Genomic DNA, 17,739 nt, shown 5'->3' with positions numbered 1-17,739 from the left:
CGCCCCGCTTCCTCCGCTCCTGGAGGGGCGGGGCGCTGTCGTCGGCCAGAAATTACCCACAAGTATGGCGTGACTTCGCACACGCCCCGCAGTAGAACTCGTTTCCGTTCACTCACAAGTGAGGTAGATCACATGAGTGTAAATCCTGTGTGTAGCACCGGTTCTGACGGTGTGTCACGTCGAAGATTCATAGCAGGAACGAGTTCTATTCTTGGCGCCGTGGCGCTGGCCGGACACACGACGTCGGCGGCCCGGGCGGACAGCGTCGCCGCCGCCCCGATCCCCGACGGCGCCAAGGTCCCCGTCCTCGTGATCGGCACCGGCTACGGCGGCTCGGTCGCCGCGCTGCGGCTCGCCGAGGCGGGCGTCGACGTCCAGATGGTCGAGATGGGCAAGGCCTGGGACACCCCGGGGGCGGACGGCAAGATCTTCGCCAACACCACCACGCCGGATCTGCGCTCCTTCTGGCTGCGCACCAGGACCAAGCAGCCCATCAGCAACTTCCTCGGCTTCCCGATCGACAAGGACGTCCCGCGGCACACCGGGATCCTGGACGCCGAGGAGTTCGGCGGGATCATCGTCTACCAGGGCCGCGGCGTCGGCGGCGGCTCGCTGGTCAACGGCGGCATGGCGGTCACCCCGAAACGGGAGAACTTCGCCGCGGTGCTCCCCACGGTCGACGCGGGCGAGATGTACGGCACGTACTACCCGCGCGCCAACGCGGGCCTCGGCGTGAACACCATCGACCCCAACTGGTTCGAGACGGCCGAGTGCTACCAGTACGCCCGCGTCGGCCGCAAGCACGCCCAGCGCTCCAACTTCGCCTTCACCTTCGTGCCCGACGTGTACGACTGGGACTACATGAAGAAGGAGCAGGCGGGCACCGTCCCCAAGTCGGCGCTCGCGGGCGAGATCCTCTACGGCAACAACTACGGCAAGAAGTCCCTGCAGCAGACCTACATCGCCCGCGCCAGGGCGACCGGCCGGGTCACCATCTCACCGCTGCACAAGGTCACTTCGGTCACACCGGCGGCCGGTGGCGGCTACACGGTCACCATCGACCAGATCAACACCACCGGGGACACCACCGCCACCAAGTCCGTGACGGCCGACAAGGTCTTCTTCGCCGCGGGCAGCGTCGGCACCAGCAAGCTCCTGGTCAAACTGAAGGCGACCGGCGCCCTGCCCCGGCTCAACGGCGAGATCGGCAAGGGCTGGGGCGACAACGGCAACGTCATGTGCGGCCGCGCCAACCACCTGTGGGACCCGACCGGCAAGCTCCAGTCGTCCATCCCCACGGCGGGCATCGACAACTGGGCCGCGGGCGGCGCCTTCGCCGAGGTCGCGCCGCTGCCCACCGGCATCGAGACGTACGCCTCGTTCTACCTGTCCATCACCAAGACCCCGCACCGCGCCGAGTTCACCTGGAACGCCGCGGCGAACCGGGCCGAGCTGAACTGGCAGACGGCCTGGAAGCAGACCTCCATCGACGCCGCCAAGACGATCTTCGACAAGATCAACTCGAAGGAGGGGACGATCTACCGGACCGATCTCTTCGGCACCTACAAGATCTGGGGCGACCACCTCACGTACCACCCGCTCGGCGGCGCGGTGCTCGGCAAGGCCACCGACAACTACGGTCGCCTGGCGGGCTATCCGGGGCTCTACGTCATCGACGGCGCCCTGATCCCCGGCAACACCAGCGTCAACCCGTTCGTCACCATCACGGCACTCGCCGAGCGGAACATCGACAAGGTCATCGCGACCGACCTGTGATCCGCGGGACCGACCGGGCCGAACGGCCCGCAAGGACCGGCCGGCCCGTCATCGGTCACGGCTTGGGCAGCACGCACACCGTGTCGAGGCCCAGCACGTGATTGAGCCTGCCGAAGGCGAGCCACGATCCGATGCTCATGCTCAACTCCACGATCTCGGCCTGGCTGTAGTGCGCGGTCATCCGCGTCCAGAACTCCTCGTCGAGATGGTGGTGGTCCAGGGCGTACCGCTCGGCGTACTCCGCGGCCAGCCGCGTGCGGTCGTCGAAGGCGCCTGTGGTACGCCACTGGGTCACCGCCTCGGCGAAGTCGTCGTCGACCTTCTCGCCGTCGCGCTCGGTGCGCCAGTCCAGGCAGAACACACAGCCGTTGATCTGGGCGACGCGCAGCCGGGCCGCCTCGAACTCGCGCAGACCGAGCGTCGTGTGGGCGTAGACCGCGAGGGAGAAGTTCGACGCGGCCGTCCCGATCTCGGGGACCATGTCGCCCCACACGTACGGAATCGCGTCCTGCCCCTCGGGGATGTCGATGCGCAGGGAACCACCCATGGGTTCACTTCCTTCCGAGTCGGCCCGCTGCCGGGCGCAGCGGGACGTCGAGCGCGTCGTAGAGGCCGGGTTCGGCGCTCACCAGCCAGTCGAGGGCGTTCACCAGGCGGCCCACCGCCGTCGCGTTGCCGCCCGCCGAGCGGTTCTCCCCCTCGTCGGTGGCCTCGACCGTGACCTCGATGCGCGGGCGGCCCTCGACGATCACCTTGTGCGCGCCGTCGCCCCCGTCGGGCGGCGTCGGCCAGTGCGGGGCGCAGGAGGGGTGGATGCGGGTGACGTGCTCGATGACGATCCGGGGTACGCCGTCGACGATGCCCTGCACCTCGAAGCGCACCGCGCCCTGCGTCCCCGCGGCGAACTCGCCCATCGTGCGCGTGTGCACGGTCTCGTCCAGCGGGTGCCGCGCCATCGTCTCGCGGATCTCGTCGATCCGGACGTCCAGGGCCCTGGCCATCAGGCGTATCTGCCCGCCCCACACCATGGTCGGCACCGAGGGCGCGAGCATCAGCGGCTCGTAGTCCATCGGGTGCCCCATGCCGATCAGATCGCGGACCGAGGCCTCCTGGTCGTACGTCGAGTAGTCGAAGATCTCCTGGCAGCGGACCGCCTCGATCGTGGAGCCGAGCCCGCTGACGAGGAGCGGCAGCACGTCGTTGCCCCAGCCCGGGTCCACCCCGGAGACGAACAGCGAACCGCCGCCCTCGGCCACCGCCGCGAGCACCGGGTCCCGGAACTCCGGCGGCGCGCCGCGCTGGTCGTAGAGCGGGTACAGGGCGGGCGTGACGACGGCGGCGCCGCCGCGCACCGCCCTGACGACGTCGTCGAGCGCCTCGTCGGGACGCAGGTCGCCGGAGGCCGCGTACACCACCGCGCGGGGCCGCGCGGCGAGGACCGCCGCCACGTCGTCGGTGGCGGCCACCCCCAACGCACGGTCCATGCCTGCGAGTTCACCCGCGTCGACGCCGACCTTGGCGGGGTCGTGCACCAGCACGGCCGCGAGCGTGAGATCGGGATGGGCATCGACGGCACGCACGGCCGCACGGCCGACATTGCCGGTGCCCCAGACCACCGTGGGAATCATGCGCGGAGGGTAGCGAGGGGCGTCGACGGTTGACAGAGGCGTGACCCGACCAGAAGAGATACGTTCGCTTCCGCCTCTCCGCTTCGTCACCCGACGCCGGTACGCTGGACGCATGCTCCTGGGGCGTTCCGCGGAATGCGCTCGTCTTCTCGCCCTCATCGACAAGGCACGCGGGGGCGAGAGCGGTGCCCTGCTCGTCCGCGGCGAGGCCGGGATCGGCAAGACCAGCCTCGTCGGTCACGTCGCCGAGCAGGCCGGCGACCTGCTGCGGATCGGCACCCGCGGCGTCGAGGTCGAGTCCGACCTGCCCTATGTCGGCCTCGCCGACCTGCTGCGTCCCGTCCTGCACTTCCTGGACCGCATCCCCGAGCGGCAGGCCGCCGCGCTGACCGGCGCGCTCGCCCTCGGCCCCGCCGTCGCGCAGGACCGCTTCGCGGTGGCCGCGGGCACCCTCAGCCTGCTCGGCGCGCTCGCCGAGGAGGGCCCCGTCCTCGTCACCGTCGACGACGCGCACTGGCTCGACCCGTACTCCCTGGACGCGCTCGCCTTCGCCACCCGCAGACTGGGCCGCGAGGGCGTCGTCGTCCTGTTCACCGCGCGCGACGAGCTGGAGGAGGCCGCGTCCCGCCTCGCCTCCATCGAGACGCTCACCCTCACCGGCCTCGACCCCGAGTCCGCGCACCGGCTCATCGCCGAGAAGGGCACCGCCGACCTCACCGAGCGGGAGGCGGCCCGGCTCCTCGCGGAGGCCCGCGGCAATCCCCTCGCGCTGATCGAGCTGCCCGCTCTGCTGGCCGGCAGCGACGCCGACGACGACGGGGACGGCTCCCAGGCGCCGCTGCCCATCGGCGAGTTGCTGGCCCACACCTTCGGCAGCGCGGTGGCGCGGCTGCCCGCCCAGGCACAGGACGCGATGCTGCTGCTCGCGGTCCTCGGCACCCGGCCGCTGGCCGGCACCGAGGCGGCGCTGCGGGCGCACGGCCTCAGCTACGAATCGCTGGAGGCCGCCGAGGAGGCGGGTCTGGTGGTCGAGGAGCGCGACGGCTACGCCTTCCGGCACCCGCTGGTGCGCTCGGCGGTCTACCACGGCGCGACACCCGTGCGCAGACGGCGGGCCCACCACGCCATCGCCCGCTCCCTCCAGGGCGCGACCGCCCCCGCCCTGGAGCAGTACGCCTGGCACCTGGCCGCATCCGGCGCCGAGCCCGACGAACACGTGGCGTCCTTACTGGAGAACGCCGCGTCCGGCGCCCCCGACACCCTCGCCTACCCGCTGGCCTCCCGGCTGTACGAGCGGGCCGCCCGCTTCACCCCGGCGGGGCAGCACAAGGCGGAGCGGCTGCTGTGCGCGGCCCGCGCCTCCCAGGCCGCCGGATCGCTGAACGAGGCGGCGGCGATCCTGGACCGCGCCCTGGAGCACGCCGAACAGCTCGGCACCCGGCTCGACATCCGCCAACTGCGCTGCTACCTGGACGTGCAGCGCGGCCGGCCGACCCGCTCGCGCGAACTGCTCAGGTCGGCCGTGGACGAGGCGGAGAAGGTCGACCCGGCGCTCGCCGCGGTGATGCTCGGGGGCATCGCGCTCACCGAGCTGGCGATCGGCGACCTCACCGCGGCCCGTGCCACCTCGGCCGCGGCGATGGGGCTCGCCGACTCCGCGCACGAGACGCTGCTGCCGGTGCGGCTGCTGCACGCCCTGGTGCTGCTGCTCGGCGGCGACGCGGAGGCGGGCCGCGCGCTCCTGCGGGAGCTCGCCGAACCCCTCACCTCGCCCGACCCCGCCTTCCCCTACCCGCTCGCCGGGGTGGGCGGCCTGTGCTACCTGGCGGCCGAGGAACTGGACGCCTCGCACGGCCTGTTGGACCGCGCCGCCTACACGGCGCGGAGCTCCAGCGCGGTCGGGCTGCTCTCGCACCTGCTCGGCACCCTGGCCGTCGTCGACTTCTGGCGGGGCCGCTGGACGGCCTCGCTCGCGCACGCGGACGAGTCGGTGCGGCTCGCGGAGGCCAGCGGGCAGCTCATCGAGGTGTCGCGCGGGCTCGCCGCCCTGGTCAGGACCGAGGCCGCGCTCAGCCGCGAGGAGGACTGCAGGCGGCACGCGGCGCAGGCCATGGAGTGGGCCGCCTCCACCGAGCTGCAGCTCGACGCGGCGCGGGCGCTGGGCGGGCTCGGCCTCCTGGAGCTGGGGCTCGGCCGCTTCGAGGAGGCGGTGCGCCACCTGGAGGAGGTGCGGGCCTTCTCGCAGCGGCACGGCCGGGGCGACGGCCTGTACCTGACGTGGGCCGCCGACCTCGCCGACGCCTACGTCCACCTGCACCGCACCGAGGAGGCCCGCGAGGTCCTGGCCGTCCTGGAGTACGAGGCGGGCCGCGGCCACCGCCCGGTCACCGCCGGTGCGGCGGCCCGCTGCCGCGGTCTGCTCGAACCGGGCGACCCCGAGGCCGCGTCGCGGCACATGCGGCGCTCGCTCGCGCTGCTCTCCGAGCGTCCGGTGCCCTTCGAGCGGGGGCGCACCGAGTTCGCGTGGGGCGAGCAACTGCGCAGGCAGGGCAGGCGCAGCGAGGCCCGGCGGGTCCTCGAACGGGCGCTCGCGACCTTCGAGCGGCTGGGCGCGGCCGGGTGGGCGGCGCGGGTCGCGGCCGAACTGCGCGCGGCGGGCGGCACCGAGGTGCGCCCGGAGCGCGCCCCGCTGGAGCGGCTGACCCCGCAGGAGCTGCAGGTGGCCCTGGTGGTGGGCCGCGGTCTGACCAACCACGAGGTCGCCGAGCGGCTGTTCCTCAGCGTCAAGACCGTGGAGTTCCACCTGAGCAACATCTACCGCAAGCTCGACGGGGTGCACCGCAGGGCGCAGCTCGTGCGGCTGCTCGCTCAGGCCTCGGAGGTCCCGGAGATCTCCGGGGTCTGATCCCCGAGGGCGTGTTCGAGGACGGCCGTGGCGCTGCTGAGCTTCATCGCCGCCTGCGTCCAGGCCACGGACCGGGGGCCGTCGAGGACGGCGCCGGTCACCTCGTCGCCGCGGTGCGCGGGCAGGTCGTGCAGGAACAGCGCGCCGGGGCGCCGGGTCATGAACTCCTCGTCGATGTGGAAGGGCCGGAAGCGCTCGCGCCAGGCGGCGTCGGGCTTGCTGGTGCCGGTGGTCTGCCAGCGGGTGGTGTAGACGACGTCGACGCCGGTGGGCAGGGCGTGCGCCGTGTCGCGGTGGGTGAGCGTGGCGCCGCAGTGCGCGGCCCGTTTGCGCGCCGTGGTGAGGAGGTCGTCGGGCAGGCCGTAGCCGGGCGGGCAGGCGAAGGTGGCCTCGCAGCCGGGGATGCCGGACAGGGCGAGCGCGAGCGCCGTCGCCGTGTTGTTGCCCTCCCCCACGTAGAGCAGCCGCAGTCCGCCCAGGTCGCCGAGGACCAGGCGCAGCGTGGCGAGGTCGCACAGGCCCTGGGACGGGTGTTCCTCCGTGGCCATGGCGTTGACGACGGGCAGGTGCCCGTGCCGGGAGAGCGTGCGCAGGTCGGCGAGGGGTCCCGCGGTGCGGGCGACGAGTCCGTCCAGCATGCTGCCGAGGACCCGTCCGGTGTCCTCGACGGCCTCGCCGGTCGACAGCTGGAGGTCGCCGGGCCCGTAGGTGACGGGGGCGGCGCCGAGGCGGACGGCCGCGACGGTGAACGCGGTCCGGGTGCGGGTGGACGGCTCGGTGAACAGCACGCCGACGGTCCTCCCGGCCAGCGGGCGGGTGTGCGCGGCGGGGTCGTGGTGCAGTTCCACGGCCCGGTCCGCGAGCCGGGTGACGGTGTCCACGGGCAGGTCGGCCAGGGAGAACAGGCCGGTCTCGGGGACCTGGGGCGGGGCGCCGCGCGGTGCGGTGGTGCCGGGGGACGTCATCGTTCCTCCTCCACGGGTGGTGCCGGCAGGTCCGGTACGTCGGGGGCCGGCCGGTCGGGTACGTCGGTGAGCAGTCCTGCCGCCGCGAACGCGTCGGCGGCGCCGGGCAGTTCGAGGACTCCGGCGTCCCGGAACAGCCGGACGGTGTGCCGTGCGGTGGCCCGCAGCGCGCTCGCCCCGCGCGGGGTGCGGTAGCTGTCCGCGATGACGTCGCTCACCGCGTCGGGGCCGAGGCCCGCCACGGTCAGGGCGGCGCCGACGGGCCGCAGGTCGGGCGAGAGGCTGGAGACGATCAGCTCGGGCAGACAGTGGGCGGCGCGTCGGCGCAGCGGTGTCGGCAGGTCGGACCAGAGCCGTTCGAAGAACCGGGCGAAGTACACGTGGTGGTGGCCCTCGTCGCGGGCGTGGTCGCGGACGACGTCGCGGACCACGGGGAGCACCGCGCGGTCCTTGGGCACGTCGCCGAGGACGGAGGTGACGAGCGTCTCGAAGACGACGACCTGCAGCAGTTGGGCCAGGACCGGTTCCCCGGCGAGGAGTTCGGCGCCGATGCCGTCGAGCCGGTCCAGGAACGGGTCGAAGGCGTAGGGCAGCGGCGCGATGCCGGTGGCCGCGGCGATCTGCTCGACGACCTCCAGGCTGAACAGCGCGTGGTAGCCCTCGTCGCAGTAGATGCGGTAGGCGTCCAGGCGCACCCCGGCGGGCAGCGCGAGCCCGGTGCGGCCGTCCGCGATGCGCTCGGTGGCGCGGTTGACCACGCGGGTCTCGAAGTGCGCGGTGAACGTGAGGTAGTGGTAGAGGTGCCGGGCGAGGAGTTCGTGGCGGCGCCGCTCGGGGAGCGCGCGGACCAGCGGGTGGTTCCAGTACGGCACCAGGTGGGGCGGGAAGAACCGGGACGCGGGGTCGAGGGGGCCGGTCACGGTCCGGTGCGGGCCGCTGCGGACCCCCGACCGCTCGTACCAGTCGGGGCCGTCGTGGGACGCGTTGGTGGTCATCTCTCCTCTGATCCGGGGGGGCAGGTGGCGGGTCGGTGGGCGGTCGGCGGGTCACGGGGGCGGGGCCGCGGGGGCGGGTGCGGGGCGCAGGACCCGCGGCTGGCGGACCCCGGCGCCCGCCGCGGCCGCGCCGAGCAGGCCGACGGCGGCGAAGACGGGCCAGACGGCGGAGCCGACCCCCTGGAACAGCAGTGCGCCGAGGGCGGGTCCGGCGGCGTAGCCGATGCTCTGGCCGGCCGAGAGCGCGGCGATGTAGCGCCCGCGGGCGGGGCCGGGCGCGGTGAGCGCGGGGTAGGCGAGGGTGGAGGGGGCCGCGACCATCTCGCCGAGCGTCCACACGACGGTGGCGACCACGAGCAGCACGGCCCCGGCCCGCACCCCGTACAGGCCGATGCCGACGCCGATGAGCGCGATGCCGCCCGCGATGGAGACCCGCATCGGCCAGTGCTGCACATAGCGGGTCAGCGGGAGTTCGCCCGCGATGACGAGCAGGCCGTTGAGCGCGACGAGCGCGGTGTAGACGGCGGTCGGCACGCCCTGCTCGCGCAGGTCGAGCGGGAGGGCGGAGAGGTACTGCGACTCGACGAGGGCGATCAGGAACAGGGCGAGGACGACGAGCGCGAACCGCCGGTCGCGCAGCACGTCGGCGTAGCGCGCGCGGGCGGGGCCGCCGGGCGGGGCGGGGGCGGGCCGGCCGCGCGGCAGCACGGCGAGGGCGAGCAGCGCGAACAGCACCGACACGGCGGCGTTGACCTCGAACATCAGCGTGTACGAGCCGGTCAGGAGCGCCGCGCCGACGAGCGGTCCGAGGGCGGCGCCGACGTTCAGCGCGAGGCGGAACGCGGCGGAGGCCACCACCAGGCGGTGCGGGGGCAGGAGTTCGGCGAGGAGGGCGGCGGCCGCCGGCCGGTAGACCTGGGAGGCGGTGCCGATGGCGGTGACGGTCAGGAGCAGCGCAAGGTAGCCGGGGACGGCGGGCAGGACGGCGGTGAGCAGTCCGGTGACGAGCACGGATCCGGCGATGGCGAGGCGGTTGCCGACGCGTTCGGCGAGGGTGCCGCCGAGCAGGGTGCCGAGCACGGAACCCGCGCCGTAGCCGGTGAGGACCAGGCCCGCCTGTGCCGCGGTGTGGCCGAGGTGGGTGACGTACAGGACGACGAAGACCTGGACGTAGGAGCCCATGCGGTTCAGGGCGACGCCGGCCAGGAGCAGCCGGGCGGGTCCCGGCAGCTCGCGCAGGGCGGCGCGGATGCCGGGGTCGGGCTGCCGCCCGTCGGCGGCGCCGTGCCCGGAGCCGCGTGCGGGCGGGTCGGGTGCCGTCACGACGCGACCCGTTCGGCGCGGGCGAGGTCCAGCGGGGTCGCTTCCAGGCGTACCCGGGCCTCCGCGTCGGTCAGGCGCGCGGCGCACTCGGCGGCGGAGTCGGCCTCGCACAGGACGTACGCGTACCGCTGGAGGTAGTCCAGTGGCGGCAGCCGCAGTTCGTCGCCGGGTGCGGCGAGGGCCACGGACCGCAGCAGGCCCCGCGCGGGGTCGGCGGCGGGCACCGTGACGCGCTCGACCCGGCAGTGCCCGGGCGGGTAGAGGAACCGGATGCCGGTGCAGCGGGAGCGGTCGGGCGTGAGGTCGGGCGGGGTGCGCAGGGCGACGTCCACGGCGACCAGGCCGGGGTCGATGCCGGTGGCGAGCGAGCCGAGGTGGGGGATCAGGTCGCCGCCGAGTCGGCCGTTCACCTCGATGACGACGAATCCCCGTGCCGTCAGGCGGAGTTCGGTGTGGGTGAGGGCGTCGGTGACGCGCAGCGCGCGGTGGGTCTCGGCGAGCACCCAGCGCAGCGTCGGGTCGTCCAGGAGCGGGTCGCCGGCGCTGACGACGTGGGCGGTCTCCTCGAAGTACGGGGAGAGGCCGACCTCCTTGCGGGCCAGGAACATCGGCAGGTAGCGGCCGTCGTGGACGGCGCCGTCGACACTGATCTCGGGGCCGTCCAGGTACTCCTCGACGAGGATGCCCGCGCGGTACGTCGGGACGCCCGGGTAGTGGGCGGCCCGCGCGTCGGCGAACAGGTCGCGCAGGTCGGCGGCCGAGCGGACCAGGGCGACCCCGCGACTCGCGCCCAGGCCGCGGGGCTTGACCACCACGGGGTAGCCGATCCACTCGGCCGCGGCGGCCGCCTCGGCGAGGTCGGCGACCAGCGCGTGGCGGGGCTGCGGGAGCCCGGCGTCGCGCAGCAGGGCGCGGGTGCGGTGCTTGTCGCGGCAGTTGCGGACGGCGGAGACGGAGGGGCCCGGCAGGTCCAGGGCCTCGGCGACCTGCGCGGCGGGCAGGATCAGGGCCTCGTCGTAGCACAGGACGCCCCGTACCTTCCGGACCTCGGCGACCGCACGGGCCGCGCGGATCAGGGCGTGGGGGTCGGTCGGGTCGACGGTGGTGGCCCCGGTGAGGTGCGGCGCCTGCCAGGTGGGGGCGGCCGCGTCGAGCAGCCAGAGGTCGGCGCGGAGCGCGGCGGAGCGCAGCAGGTAGGCGCGGTACTCCTCGGTGCCGCTGCCGACCACCAGGACCGTTCCTGCCGTCGTGTCGGCGGTCTTCATCGGGTCTCCTTCGCCGGGAGGTCGCGCCGGGGCAGGGCCACGCACTCCGGCGCGGACTGGAAGCCCTGCTTGCGGTAGAAGTCCCCGGAGTGGTTGCCGGGGTGGACGACGAACTTGACGCCGGGGTGCGGTTCCGTGGCCCGGCGCAGGAGGTCGCTGCCGATGCCGCGGCGCTGCTGGTCGGGGTGGACGGCGAGGTCGGCGACGAACGCGTTGAACGACAGGTCGGTCAGCACCCGGATGAGCCCGACGAGGCGGCCTTTCACCCGGGCGGTGAGGATGTGCTGGGAGGTCTCCAGCATCCGGCGCATCCGGTCGGGGTCGTCGAGCGGCCCGTTCAGTCCGGCGGCGCGGAAGAGGTCCGCCACCTCCGCGGCGTCCGGGAGTTCGTCCGCGTAGGTGACGGGCGCCGGTGCCGTGAGCGTGATCCTGCGGTGCGCCGGGGTCCGGGTGCCGGGGGCGAGTGCGCCCTCCAGGCCGTCGAGGATGCGGTAGGTGTCCGCCTTGAGGGTGGCGGGGTCGGCGGCGGTCACGTAGGCGATGCCGCCGATGCTGAGGGCGGCGGCCGCGGCGTCGTAGCGGGGCATGACGGTGCCGTCGGGCACGGTGCTGCCACGGGCGACCTCGACCGTGGTGCCGGGCGAGACCAGGGAACTCCAGTCCAGGGTGCGCCAGGTGAGGCGGGGCCGGGTGCGCCACGGGGTGCCACGGGAGTCGGTGGCGATCAGGGCGAGCGAGGCCGCGGCGCGGCCCGTGCCGGTGACGAGCATCCGCTCGGGGTACTTCTGGGGTTCGCCGAGTGCCTCGTGGGCCTGGCAGGTGATCAGGTCGACGTCGAAGACCTCCGCCACCTCGCGGGTCACCATGGCGCCGCCCACGCGGGCCGCGGTCTCCAGGAGGCTGACGCGTTCGTCGGCCATCAGCTTGAGTTCGGTGTGGGTGGCGCAGGTGTCCAGGCCGAGGGCGTCGACGGCGCGGCGGGCGTGCGCCTCGACGATCCGCTGGAGCCGTTCGGGCAGGACGGAGGGCGCCTGGTTGCTCAGTTCGGTGAAGGGGGCGACGGTGGGCAGCCGCCCGGTGACGCAGACCGGGTGGTAGGTGCCGCCGGTGACCATGCCCTCGACGCTCACGTAGTCGCCGTAGCCGCGGGTGCCGTCGTCCTCGCCCGGGTACCAGGACGCGGTGGTGGCGGCGATGAGTTCCTCGGCGACGAACGACGGGGCGTGCTCACCCGCCGTGTAGTCGCCGAAGCCGTCGAGGCGGGCGGCCCGGTCGACCTCCAGGGAGCGGTGCCAGACGTCGGCGATGTCGGTGTCCTCGCCGATGAGGACGTGCCCGATGGACCCGGCGCCGTCGGCGCGCTTGAGCAGGAAGGGCGCGGCGAGCCGGTCCCTGGCCCGCTGCAGGTCGCCGAGGCTCGTGACCTGCCGGAAGCGTGGCACGGGCACCCCGGCCCGCTGCCAGCGCAGCCGCATCAGCCACTTGTCGCGGGCCCGGGCCGCGTTGACGCCGGGCCCGGGCAGGCCGAGCCGCAGGCAGGCCTCGGCGACGGGCCGTACCGCGTACTCCGAGAAGGTCAGCAGGCCCTGCGCGCCGGTCAGCGCGGCGTGTTCGGTGAGGGCGGCGACGGGGTCGGGCGCGTCGGCGCGGTCGGTGACGTCGGCGCAGTGCCGGGCGAGCTCTCCGCGCGCGAAGTCGTCGACGGGCGAGAGGAGCACGGCGTGCACGGACGCGACGGCGGCGAGCCGGGGCAGCGCGTAGTCGAGGGACGGGCCGCTGCGGCCCGCGACGAACAGCAGTCGTTTCACAGTCTTCTTCTCCGTGGCTACGGGTGGCGCGGTGGGCTGGGGCGGGGTGGGCGGACTCAGCGCGGGAGCGCGGTGCCCAGGCCCCGGTGGCGGGCGATGCGGTACACCCGGTGGGCCAGCGCGATGTCCTCGACGGCGAGGCCGAACGGGTTGACGACGATCAGCTCGTCGTCGGACTCCCGTCCGGGGCGGGTGCCGCCGAGCAGCTCGCCGAGGGTGGCGCCGTGCTCCTCGCGCACCCGCCCCGCGCGCAGCAGCCGGCCGAGCAGCCGGTGCGGGTCGTCGCGGATCAGGCCCCAGTCGTCGACGTAGAGCTTGTCGGCGCCGAGCAGCACGTCCTCGGTGAGGTCGTCGAGCGAGACGTTCACGGCGAGGGTGCCGGGGGCCAGCCAGGAGCGTTCGACGTAGCCGTGCCGGGCGCTGGTGCAGGCGATCACTACGTCGGCGCCGTACGCGGCGGTGCGGGCGTCCTCGGCCGCGGTGATCTTCACGCCGTAGGTGGCGAGGACCACGCCGGTGTCCTGCTCGAACTGCGCGACGCGGCCCGGCACGGCGTCGTACACCCGGATCTCCTCCAGTCCCGGCAGCCTGCGGGCGAGCATCAGGGCGTGCTCGCGGGCGATGACGCCCGCGCCGTAGAGGGCGGCGGCCCGGGCGCCGGGGCGCACCAGGCGGCGGACGGCGAGCACGGACACGGCGGCGGTGCGCAGGGCGCTGATGTGGGCGCCCTCCATGACGCACAGCGGCCGGGCGGTCCGCGGGTCGAAGAGCACGGTCAGGCCGCTGGCGCGGGGCAGGCCCTGCTCGACGTTGCCGGGACGGGCGTTGATGACCTTCGTCCCCGCGGCGGTGAGGCCGCCGTGCACGAGGCCGGGCATGGCGATGCTGCGGGCCTCGCCGCCGCCGGGCGACGCCCAGCCGAGGTAGGCCTCGGGCGGCAGGATCGTCCTGCCTTCGGCGTGCGCGACGAGCGTCTCGTGCATGCAGGCCAGCGGGTCGATCTCGGCGCAGGCCTGACGCACCTCCTCGCCGCAGAGGTAGGTGAGCGTGTCGGATCGATGGGTGATGGTGCCGTGAGCGGGCATGGTGACGGTTCCCCCGTTGTACTGCCGTTGTCCTGCGAAGTGCGGTCGTGCGCGGTGTTCTTGCGGTGGTCCTTGCGGTGGACCTGGTTCTGGTCCTGGTCGTGGTCTTGGTCGTGGTCGTGGTCCTGTGGTCGCGGAGCCGGCCGGTGCGTCCGGTGCCGCCGGGTCAGGCGAGGCGCGCGGCGTCGAAGGCGGGCCCGGTGGACGCGCCGGACGGTGCGGGCGTGAGCCCGTGCTCGCGCAGCCAGGCCGCGCCGTACACGGTGTCCTCGTAGCGGTCGGCGCCGTCCGCGCACAGGCACACGACCTCCCCGGCGTCCGGGTGCCGCGCGAGGTACCGGGCCGCCGCGGCGAGCACGGCCCCGGAGGAGCCGCCGACGCCCACGCCGGTCCCGGCCCGCAGCCGGTGGCAGGCGGCCACGGCCTCGGCGTCCGGCACGTGCCGCACCTCGTCGCAGTCGGCGGGGCGGGCGAACGCGGACGGGCGGCCCGCCCCGATCCCGGTCAGCCTGCGCCGCCCCGGCGGGCCGCCGAGCGCCACCGAGCCGCGCACGTCCACCCCGACGACCCGGCACTCGGGCGCGACCATCCGCAGGTACTGGGCGACTCCGGCCAGGGTGCCGCCGGTGGAGACGGCCACGAAGACGGCGTCGGGCCTGGCCTGTGCGTGCCGCAGGATCTCCGGGCCGGTCTGTTCGCGGTGGACGCGCGGGTTGGCCGGGTTGCGGTACTGGTCGGGCCAGACCAGCGAGGTGTCGCCGGCGAGCAGGTCACGGACCCGGTCGAGCCGGGCGTGCAGATAGCCGCCGTGCGCGTCGGGCCGGTCCACGCGTTCCACGTGGGCGGCGAGTGCGGTCATCTCGTCGAGGTTGCGGCGGGAGGTCTTGGGGTCGACGACGGCGACGAAGGGGTAGCCCCGGCTGTGGCACACATAGGCGAGCGCCGCGCCGAGGTTGCCCGACGTGGACTCCACGACGGTACGTCCCGGCCCGAGCAGCCCGCGGTCCTCCAGGTCCTCGACAAGGGCGTAGGCGGTCCGGTCCTTGACCGACCCGCCCGGGTTGAACTGCTCCAGTTTCAGGGCCACTTCCCGCTCGCGCCCGGCGACCTGGAGCCGCACGGGCAGGAGGGGGGTGCGGCCGATCCTGGAGACGTCCCGCACCCGAGCGGGGGTGCCGTGGGGCACCCCCGTCCCCCGCCCTCGCGACGGTCGCTCCCCCGGTCCCGGGCGGCCCGCCGGTGCGTACACCCCCGTAGTACGTCCGGTCACCGGTCCTTCTCCCCCGTATCGGTGTTTCCAGGTCCGCCGCGGCTCCGCGACCGTGGCTCCACCTTGGCCCCGCGGGTGAGCGGGGGCGACCGTGAAAACCCTGGACTCCGGGCCCGGGACCGGAGGTGGCCGGCCGGGCGCCGCGGGCCGGGAGGGGCAGGTGGGACGCAGGGCGTCGAACGCAGGAACGGTGAGCCGGTGGTTCCGCGGTTCAACCACCGGGCGCCAGGGCCGGACCCAGGGTTTTCCTCGGGTGGTCCGGGCCGCTCAGGCGGCGCCCCAGCCGCCGTCGACGGGGACCGAGGTCCCGGTGAGATAGCCGGTGTCCGGGCCGCAGAGCCAGCGGGCGACGGCGGCGACCTCCGCGGGCTCGATCAGCCGCTTGATCGCGGAGCGGCCGAGCAGGACGTCCCTGACGACGTCCTGCTCGGCGATGCCGTGCAGGGCGGCCTGGTCGGCGATCTGCCCTTCCACCAGGGGCGTACGCACATAGCCGGGGTTGACGCAGTTGCTGGTCACGCCGTGCGGGGCGCCTTCGAGGGCGGCGACCTTGCTGAGCCCCTCCAGGCCGTGCTTGGCGGCGACGTACGCGGACTTGAAGGGGCTGGCCCGCAGCCCGTGCATGCTGGAGATGTTCACCACCCGGCCCCAGCCGCGCCGGTACATGTGCGGCAGGCAGTGCCGCAGGAGCAGGAAGGGCGCGGTGACCATCAGGCGCTGGATCAGCTCGAAGCGGTCCGGGTCGAACTCCTCGATGGGCGCGACGTGCTGGGTGCCCGCGCTGTTGACCAGGATGTCGACGGCGGCGGGCAGCGCGGGGATCGCGGCCGCGTCGGTGAGGTCCACGGCGTGCGGGACGCCGCCGACCGCGCGGGCCACCGCCTTGGCCGACTCCGCGTCGACGTCGACGACGTGGACCAGGGCGCCCGCGGCGGCGAACGCCTCGGCGCAGGCCCGCCCGATGCCGCTCCCGCCGCCGGTCACCAGGGCGGTGCGGCCGGTGAAGTGTTCGCTCGTCATGCCCGGAACGCTAGGGAGGCGCGGGCGGGTCCTCCCATGGTCGCGGGCACCACAGTGCGGGGCGGCGGGGTGTGGGTGGCCACCGTGTGTCCCCCGGCCGCGCGGTGCGCCCGCCGCGGGGCGGGCGCACGGCCGACGGACGCCCTCGCATCGCGGACCGAGCGCCCTGATTCGTACCGGACTCGACGCGTTTTTGCCCCTTGACACCCCACGGGACTATGCAGTGGGCATGTTCGGCACGGGCCGTCCACCGCCGCGCCGACCAGGTGCGTACCGCCGCCCCGGCGGGGTGCGGCGCGCAGAGCCGCCCCGCCGGACGACGGGCCTCCGAGTACCACGCATGGCGTAGGCACGAACAGACCGGGAGCCCTGATTCCGCCATCAACTCCCGTGTTGTCTAGACCCATTGACAGCCCTTCACGGCCTGCCTAGTGTCCCCAACACCGCTCGGACAAGTCACCGCACATCGATCATGCGTGGGGGGTTCGTGAACATCACACCTGGTGCCGGCGATATTGGATTGGTAGCCCCCCAGAACCGAGAAGGCCTGCCAATCGTCAGCCTCGATCAGGCACATTCACCGCAGAAGGTCCTCGCCCACGGCGAATTGCTGCGCCGTTTCGTGGCGGGACAGGAAATCAAACCGGTCCACATGCGGATCGGCATCATGGGCGCCTGCAACATGCGCTGCAATTTCTGCAACTTCCACTCCCCCAACGAGGAGCAGTTCTACGACCTGTTCTCGTTCAAGGACTCGATCGCCACCGACAAGGCGGTCACCCTGCTGCGCGAGTTCGCCGCCAACGACGGTCGCGCCGTGACCTTCTGCGGCAGCGGCGAGTGCACCATCCACCCCGGGTACGCCGAGATCTGCCGGGCCGGTCACGAGGCCGGACTGCGCATCGGCCTGATCACCAACGGCTCGCGGCTCGGCAGGCCCAAGGTCGCCGAGGTCGTCGCCGCGACCCACACCTGGGTCCGTATCGGTCTGAACGCCGGCACGGAGACCACGTTCGACGACATCACCCGCGACCGCGAGCAGACGTTCTCGAAGTTCATCGGCTCGGTCGGCAAGCTGCGGGAGAACGCCGTCGACCCGGACTTCCGCATCGGCTTCAACTACGTGATCACCCTGCAGAACTACCGGGAGATCATCGAGGCGGCCCGTATCGCCCGCGAGTCCGGGGCGCATTACGTCCGCTTCGAGCCCGAGTTCTACAGCGCGATGGGCCACGAGACCATCGAATCGGTGATGTCGGAGATCTCCGAATCCCTCACCCGCGCCGCCGAGTTCTCCACGGACGCCTTCGAGGTGTCGGTGCCGAAGCTCGACCGCGGCCCGATGGACCAGGTCGAGGAGGTCGAGGGCGACTTCGAGCGCTGCCACTACAGCCGGTTCGTCACGGCCGTCGGCGCCGACGGCAACCTCTACCCCTGCCCGCAGGTCCACCTCAACAGCCGCTATCTGATCGGCAACGTCGTCGAGCAGGGCTACGCGGAGGTCCTCGACGGCGGCCCGCGCGCCGAGTGGGAGGAGTCCAACCCGCGCAGGACCGACCTGTGCAAGTCGTGCTTCTACCGCCCGCAGAACGAGCTCCTCGAACTCCTCAAGCGCGGCCAGATCAAGCTCGACGAGGCCCTGCACGACTACGCGCTGGAAGTGCCGAGCACCCTGCACGGCGACTTCGTCTGAGGCACG

13 protein-coding genes are annotated in these 17,739 nt (G+C 73.7%); 3 read left to right on the top strand and 10 right to left on the bottom strand.

Annotation, left to right across the window (positions count from 1 at the left end):
• The first annotated feature begins 132 nt into the window (after nucleotides 1–132).
• Complete coding sequence (locus ACFYXE_RS24145) at nucleotides 133–1,776, top strand: GMC oxidoreductase (protein WP_389315473.1); 1,644 nt, start codon at nucleotides 133–135, stop codon at nucleotides 1,774–1,776.
• Between the two features lie 55 nt (nucleotides 1,777–1,831).
• Here ACFYXE_RS24145 and ACFYXE_RS24140 read toward each other — a convergent pair whose 3' ends face one another.
• Both ACFYXE_RS24140 and ACFYXE_RS24135 read right to left on the bottom strand, forming a co-directional pair.
• Complete coding sequence (locus tag ACFYXE_RS24140) at nucleotides 1,832–2,323, bottom strand: carboxymuconolactone decarboxylase family protein (protein ID WP_389315471.1); 492 nt, start codon at nucleotides 2,321–2,323, stop codon at nucleotides 1,832–1,834.
• A gap of 4 nt (nucleotides 2,324–2,327) precedes the next feature.
• The gene (locus ACFYXE_RS24135) at nucleotides 2,328–3,404 is read right to left on the bottom strand and encodes a dihydrodipicolinate reductase (protein WP_389315469.1); all 1,077 of its coding nucleotides are present in this window, start codon (nucleotides 3,402–3,404) and stop codon (nucleotides 2,328–2,330) included.
• A 112-nt stretch (nucleotides 3,405–3,516) separates the two neighbouring features.
• Here ACFYXE_RS24135 and ACFYXE_RS24130 point away from each other — a divergent pair, with 112 nt between their 5' ends.
• Nucleotides 3,517–6,309: an AAA family ATPase gene (locus tag ACFYXE_RS24130; protein WP_389315467.1), complete on the top strand. Its 2,793-nt coding sequence runs from the start codon at nucleotides 3,517–3,519 to the stop codon at nucleotides 6,307–6,309.
• Here ACFYXE_RS24130 and ACFYXE_RS24125 read toward each other — a convergent pair.
• The 8 genes from ACFYXE_RS24125 to ACFYXE_RS24090 form a co-directional block, all read right to left on the bottom strand.
• Nucleotides 6,273–7,274, bottom strand: coding sequence for an ornithine carbamoyltransferase (locus tag ACFYXE_RS24125; RefSeq protein ID WP_389315465.1), 1,002 nt, complete (start codon nucleotides 7,272–7,274; stop codon nucleotides 6,273–6,275). The genes ACFYXE_RS24130 and ACFYXE_RS24125 overlap by 37 nt on opposite strands.
• Nucleotides 7,271–8,269 carry a diiron oxygenase gene (locus ACFYXE_RS24120; protein ID WP_389315463.1) on the bottom strand — a complete coding sequence of 333 codons (999 nt, stop codon included), beginning with the start codon at nucleotides 8,267–8,269 and terminating at the stop codon, nucleotides 7,271–7,273. The genes ACFYXE_RS24125 and ACFYXE_RS24120 overlap by 4 nt, the downstream gene beginning before the upstream one ends.
• 51 nt (nucleotides 8,270–8,320) lie before the next feature.
• Nucleotides 8,321–9,592 (bottom strand): MFS transporter, encoded by a 1,272-nt coding sequence (locus ACFYXE_RS24115; RefSeq protein WP_389315461.1) that lies wholly within the window; start codon nucleotides 9,590–9,592, stop codon nucleotides 8,321–8,323.
• Complete coding sequence (locus ACFYXE_RS24110) at nucleotides 9,589–10,857, bottom strand: ATP-grasp domain-containing protein (RefSeq protein WP_389315459.1); 1,269 nt, start codon at nucleotides 10,855–10,857, stop codon at nucleotides 9,589–9,591. The genes ACFYXE_RS24115 and ACFYXE_RS24110 overlap by 4 nt, the downstream gene beginning before the upstream one ends.
• Nucleotides 10,854–12,665 (bottom strand): GNAT family N-acetyltransferase, encoded by a 1,812-nt coding sequence (locus tag ACFYXE_RS24105; protein ID WP_389315457.1) that lies wholly within the window; start codon nucleotides 12,663–12,665, stop codon nucleotides 10,854–10,856. The genes ACFYXE_RS24110 and ACFYXE_RS24105 overlap by 4 nt, the downstream gene beginning before the upstream one ends.
• A gap of 56 nt (nucleotides 12,666–12,721) precedes the next feature.
• A complete protein-coding gene (locus ACFYXE_RS24100) occupies nucleotides 12,722–13,750 on the bottom strand; it encodes an ornithine cyclodeaminase family protein (protein ID WP_389315455.1) in 1,029 nt (342 codons plus the stop codon).
• Nucleotides 13,751–13,916: 166 nt separating this feature from the next.
• Nucleotides 13,917–14,936, bottom strand: a complete 1,020-nt coding sequence (locus ACFYXE_RS24095) for a pyridoxal-phosphate dependent enzyme (RefSeq protein ID WP_389315453.1) — start codon at nucleotides 14,934–14,936, stop codon at nucleotides 13,917–13,919.
• Between the two features lie 351 nt (nucleotides 14,937–15,287).
• Nucleotides 15,288–16,040, bottom strand: coding sequence for a 3-hydroxybutyrate dehydrogenase (locus tag ACFYXE_RS24090; RefSeq protein ID WP_389315451.1), 753 nt, complete (start codon nucleotides 16,038–16,040; stop codon nucleotides 15,288–15,290).
• Nucleotides 16,041–16,692: 652 nt separating this feature from the next.
• On the opposite strand from ACFYXE_RS24090, the gene ACFYXE_RS24085 reads away from it, so the two are divergent.
• Nucleotides 16,693–17,733, top strand: coding sequence for a radical SAM protein (locus tag ACFYXE_RS24085; RefSeq protein ID WP_361179839.1), 1,041 nt, complete (start codon nucleotides 16,693–16,695; stop codon nucleotides 17,731–17,733).
• Nucleotides 17,734–17,739 lie beyond the last annotated feature (6 nt).

Source organism: Streptomyces sp. NPDC002564, assembly GCF_042889645.1.
In the GTDB taxonomy this organism is placed as follows: domain Bacteria; phylum Actinomycetota; class Actinomycetes; order Streptomycetales; family Streptomycetaceae; genus Streptomyces.
This window is presented reverse-complemented; position numbering and strand designations above follow the sequence as displayed.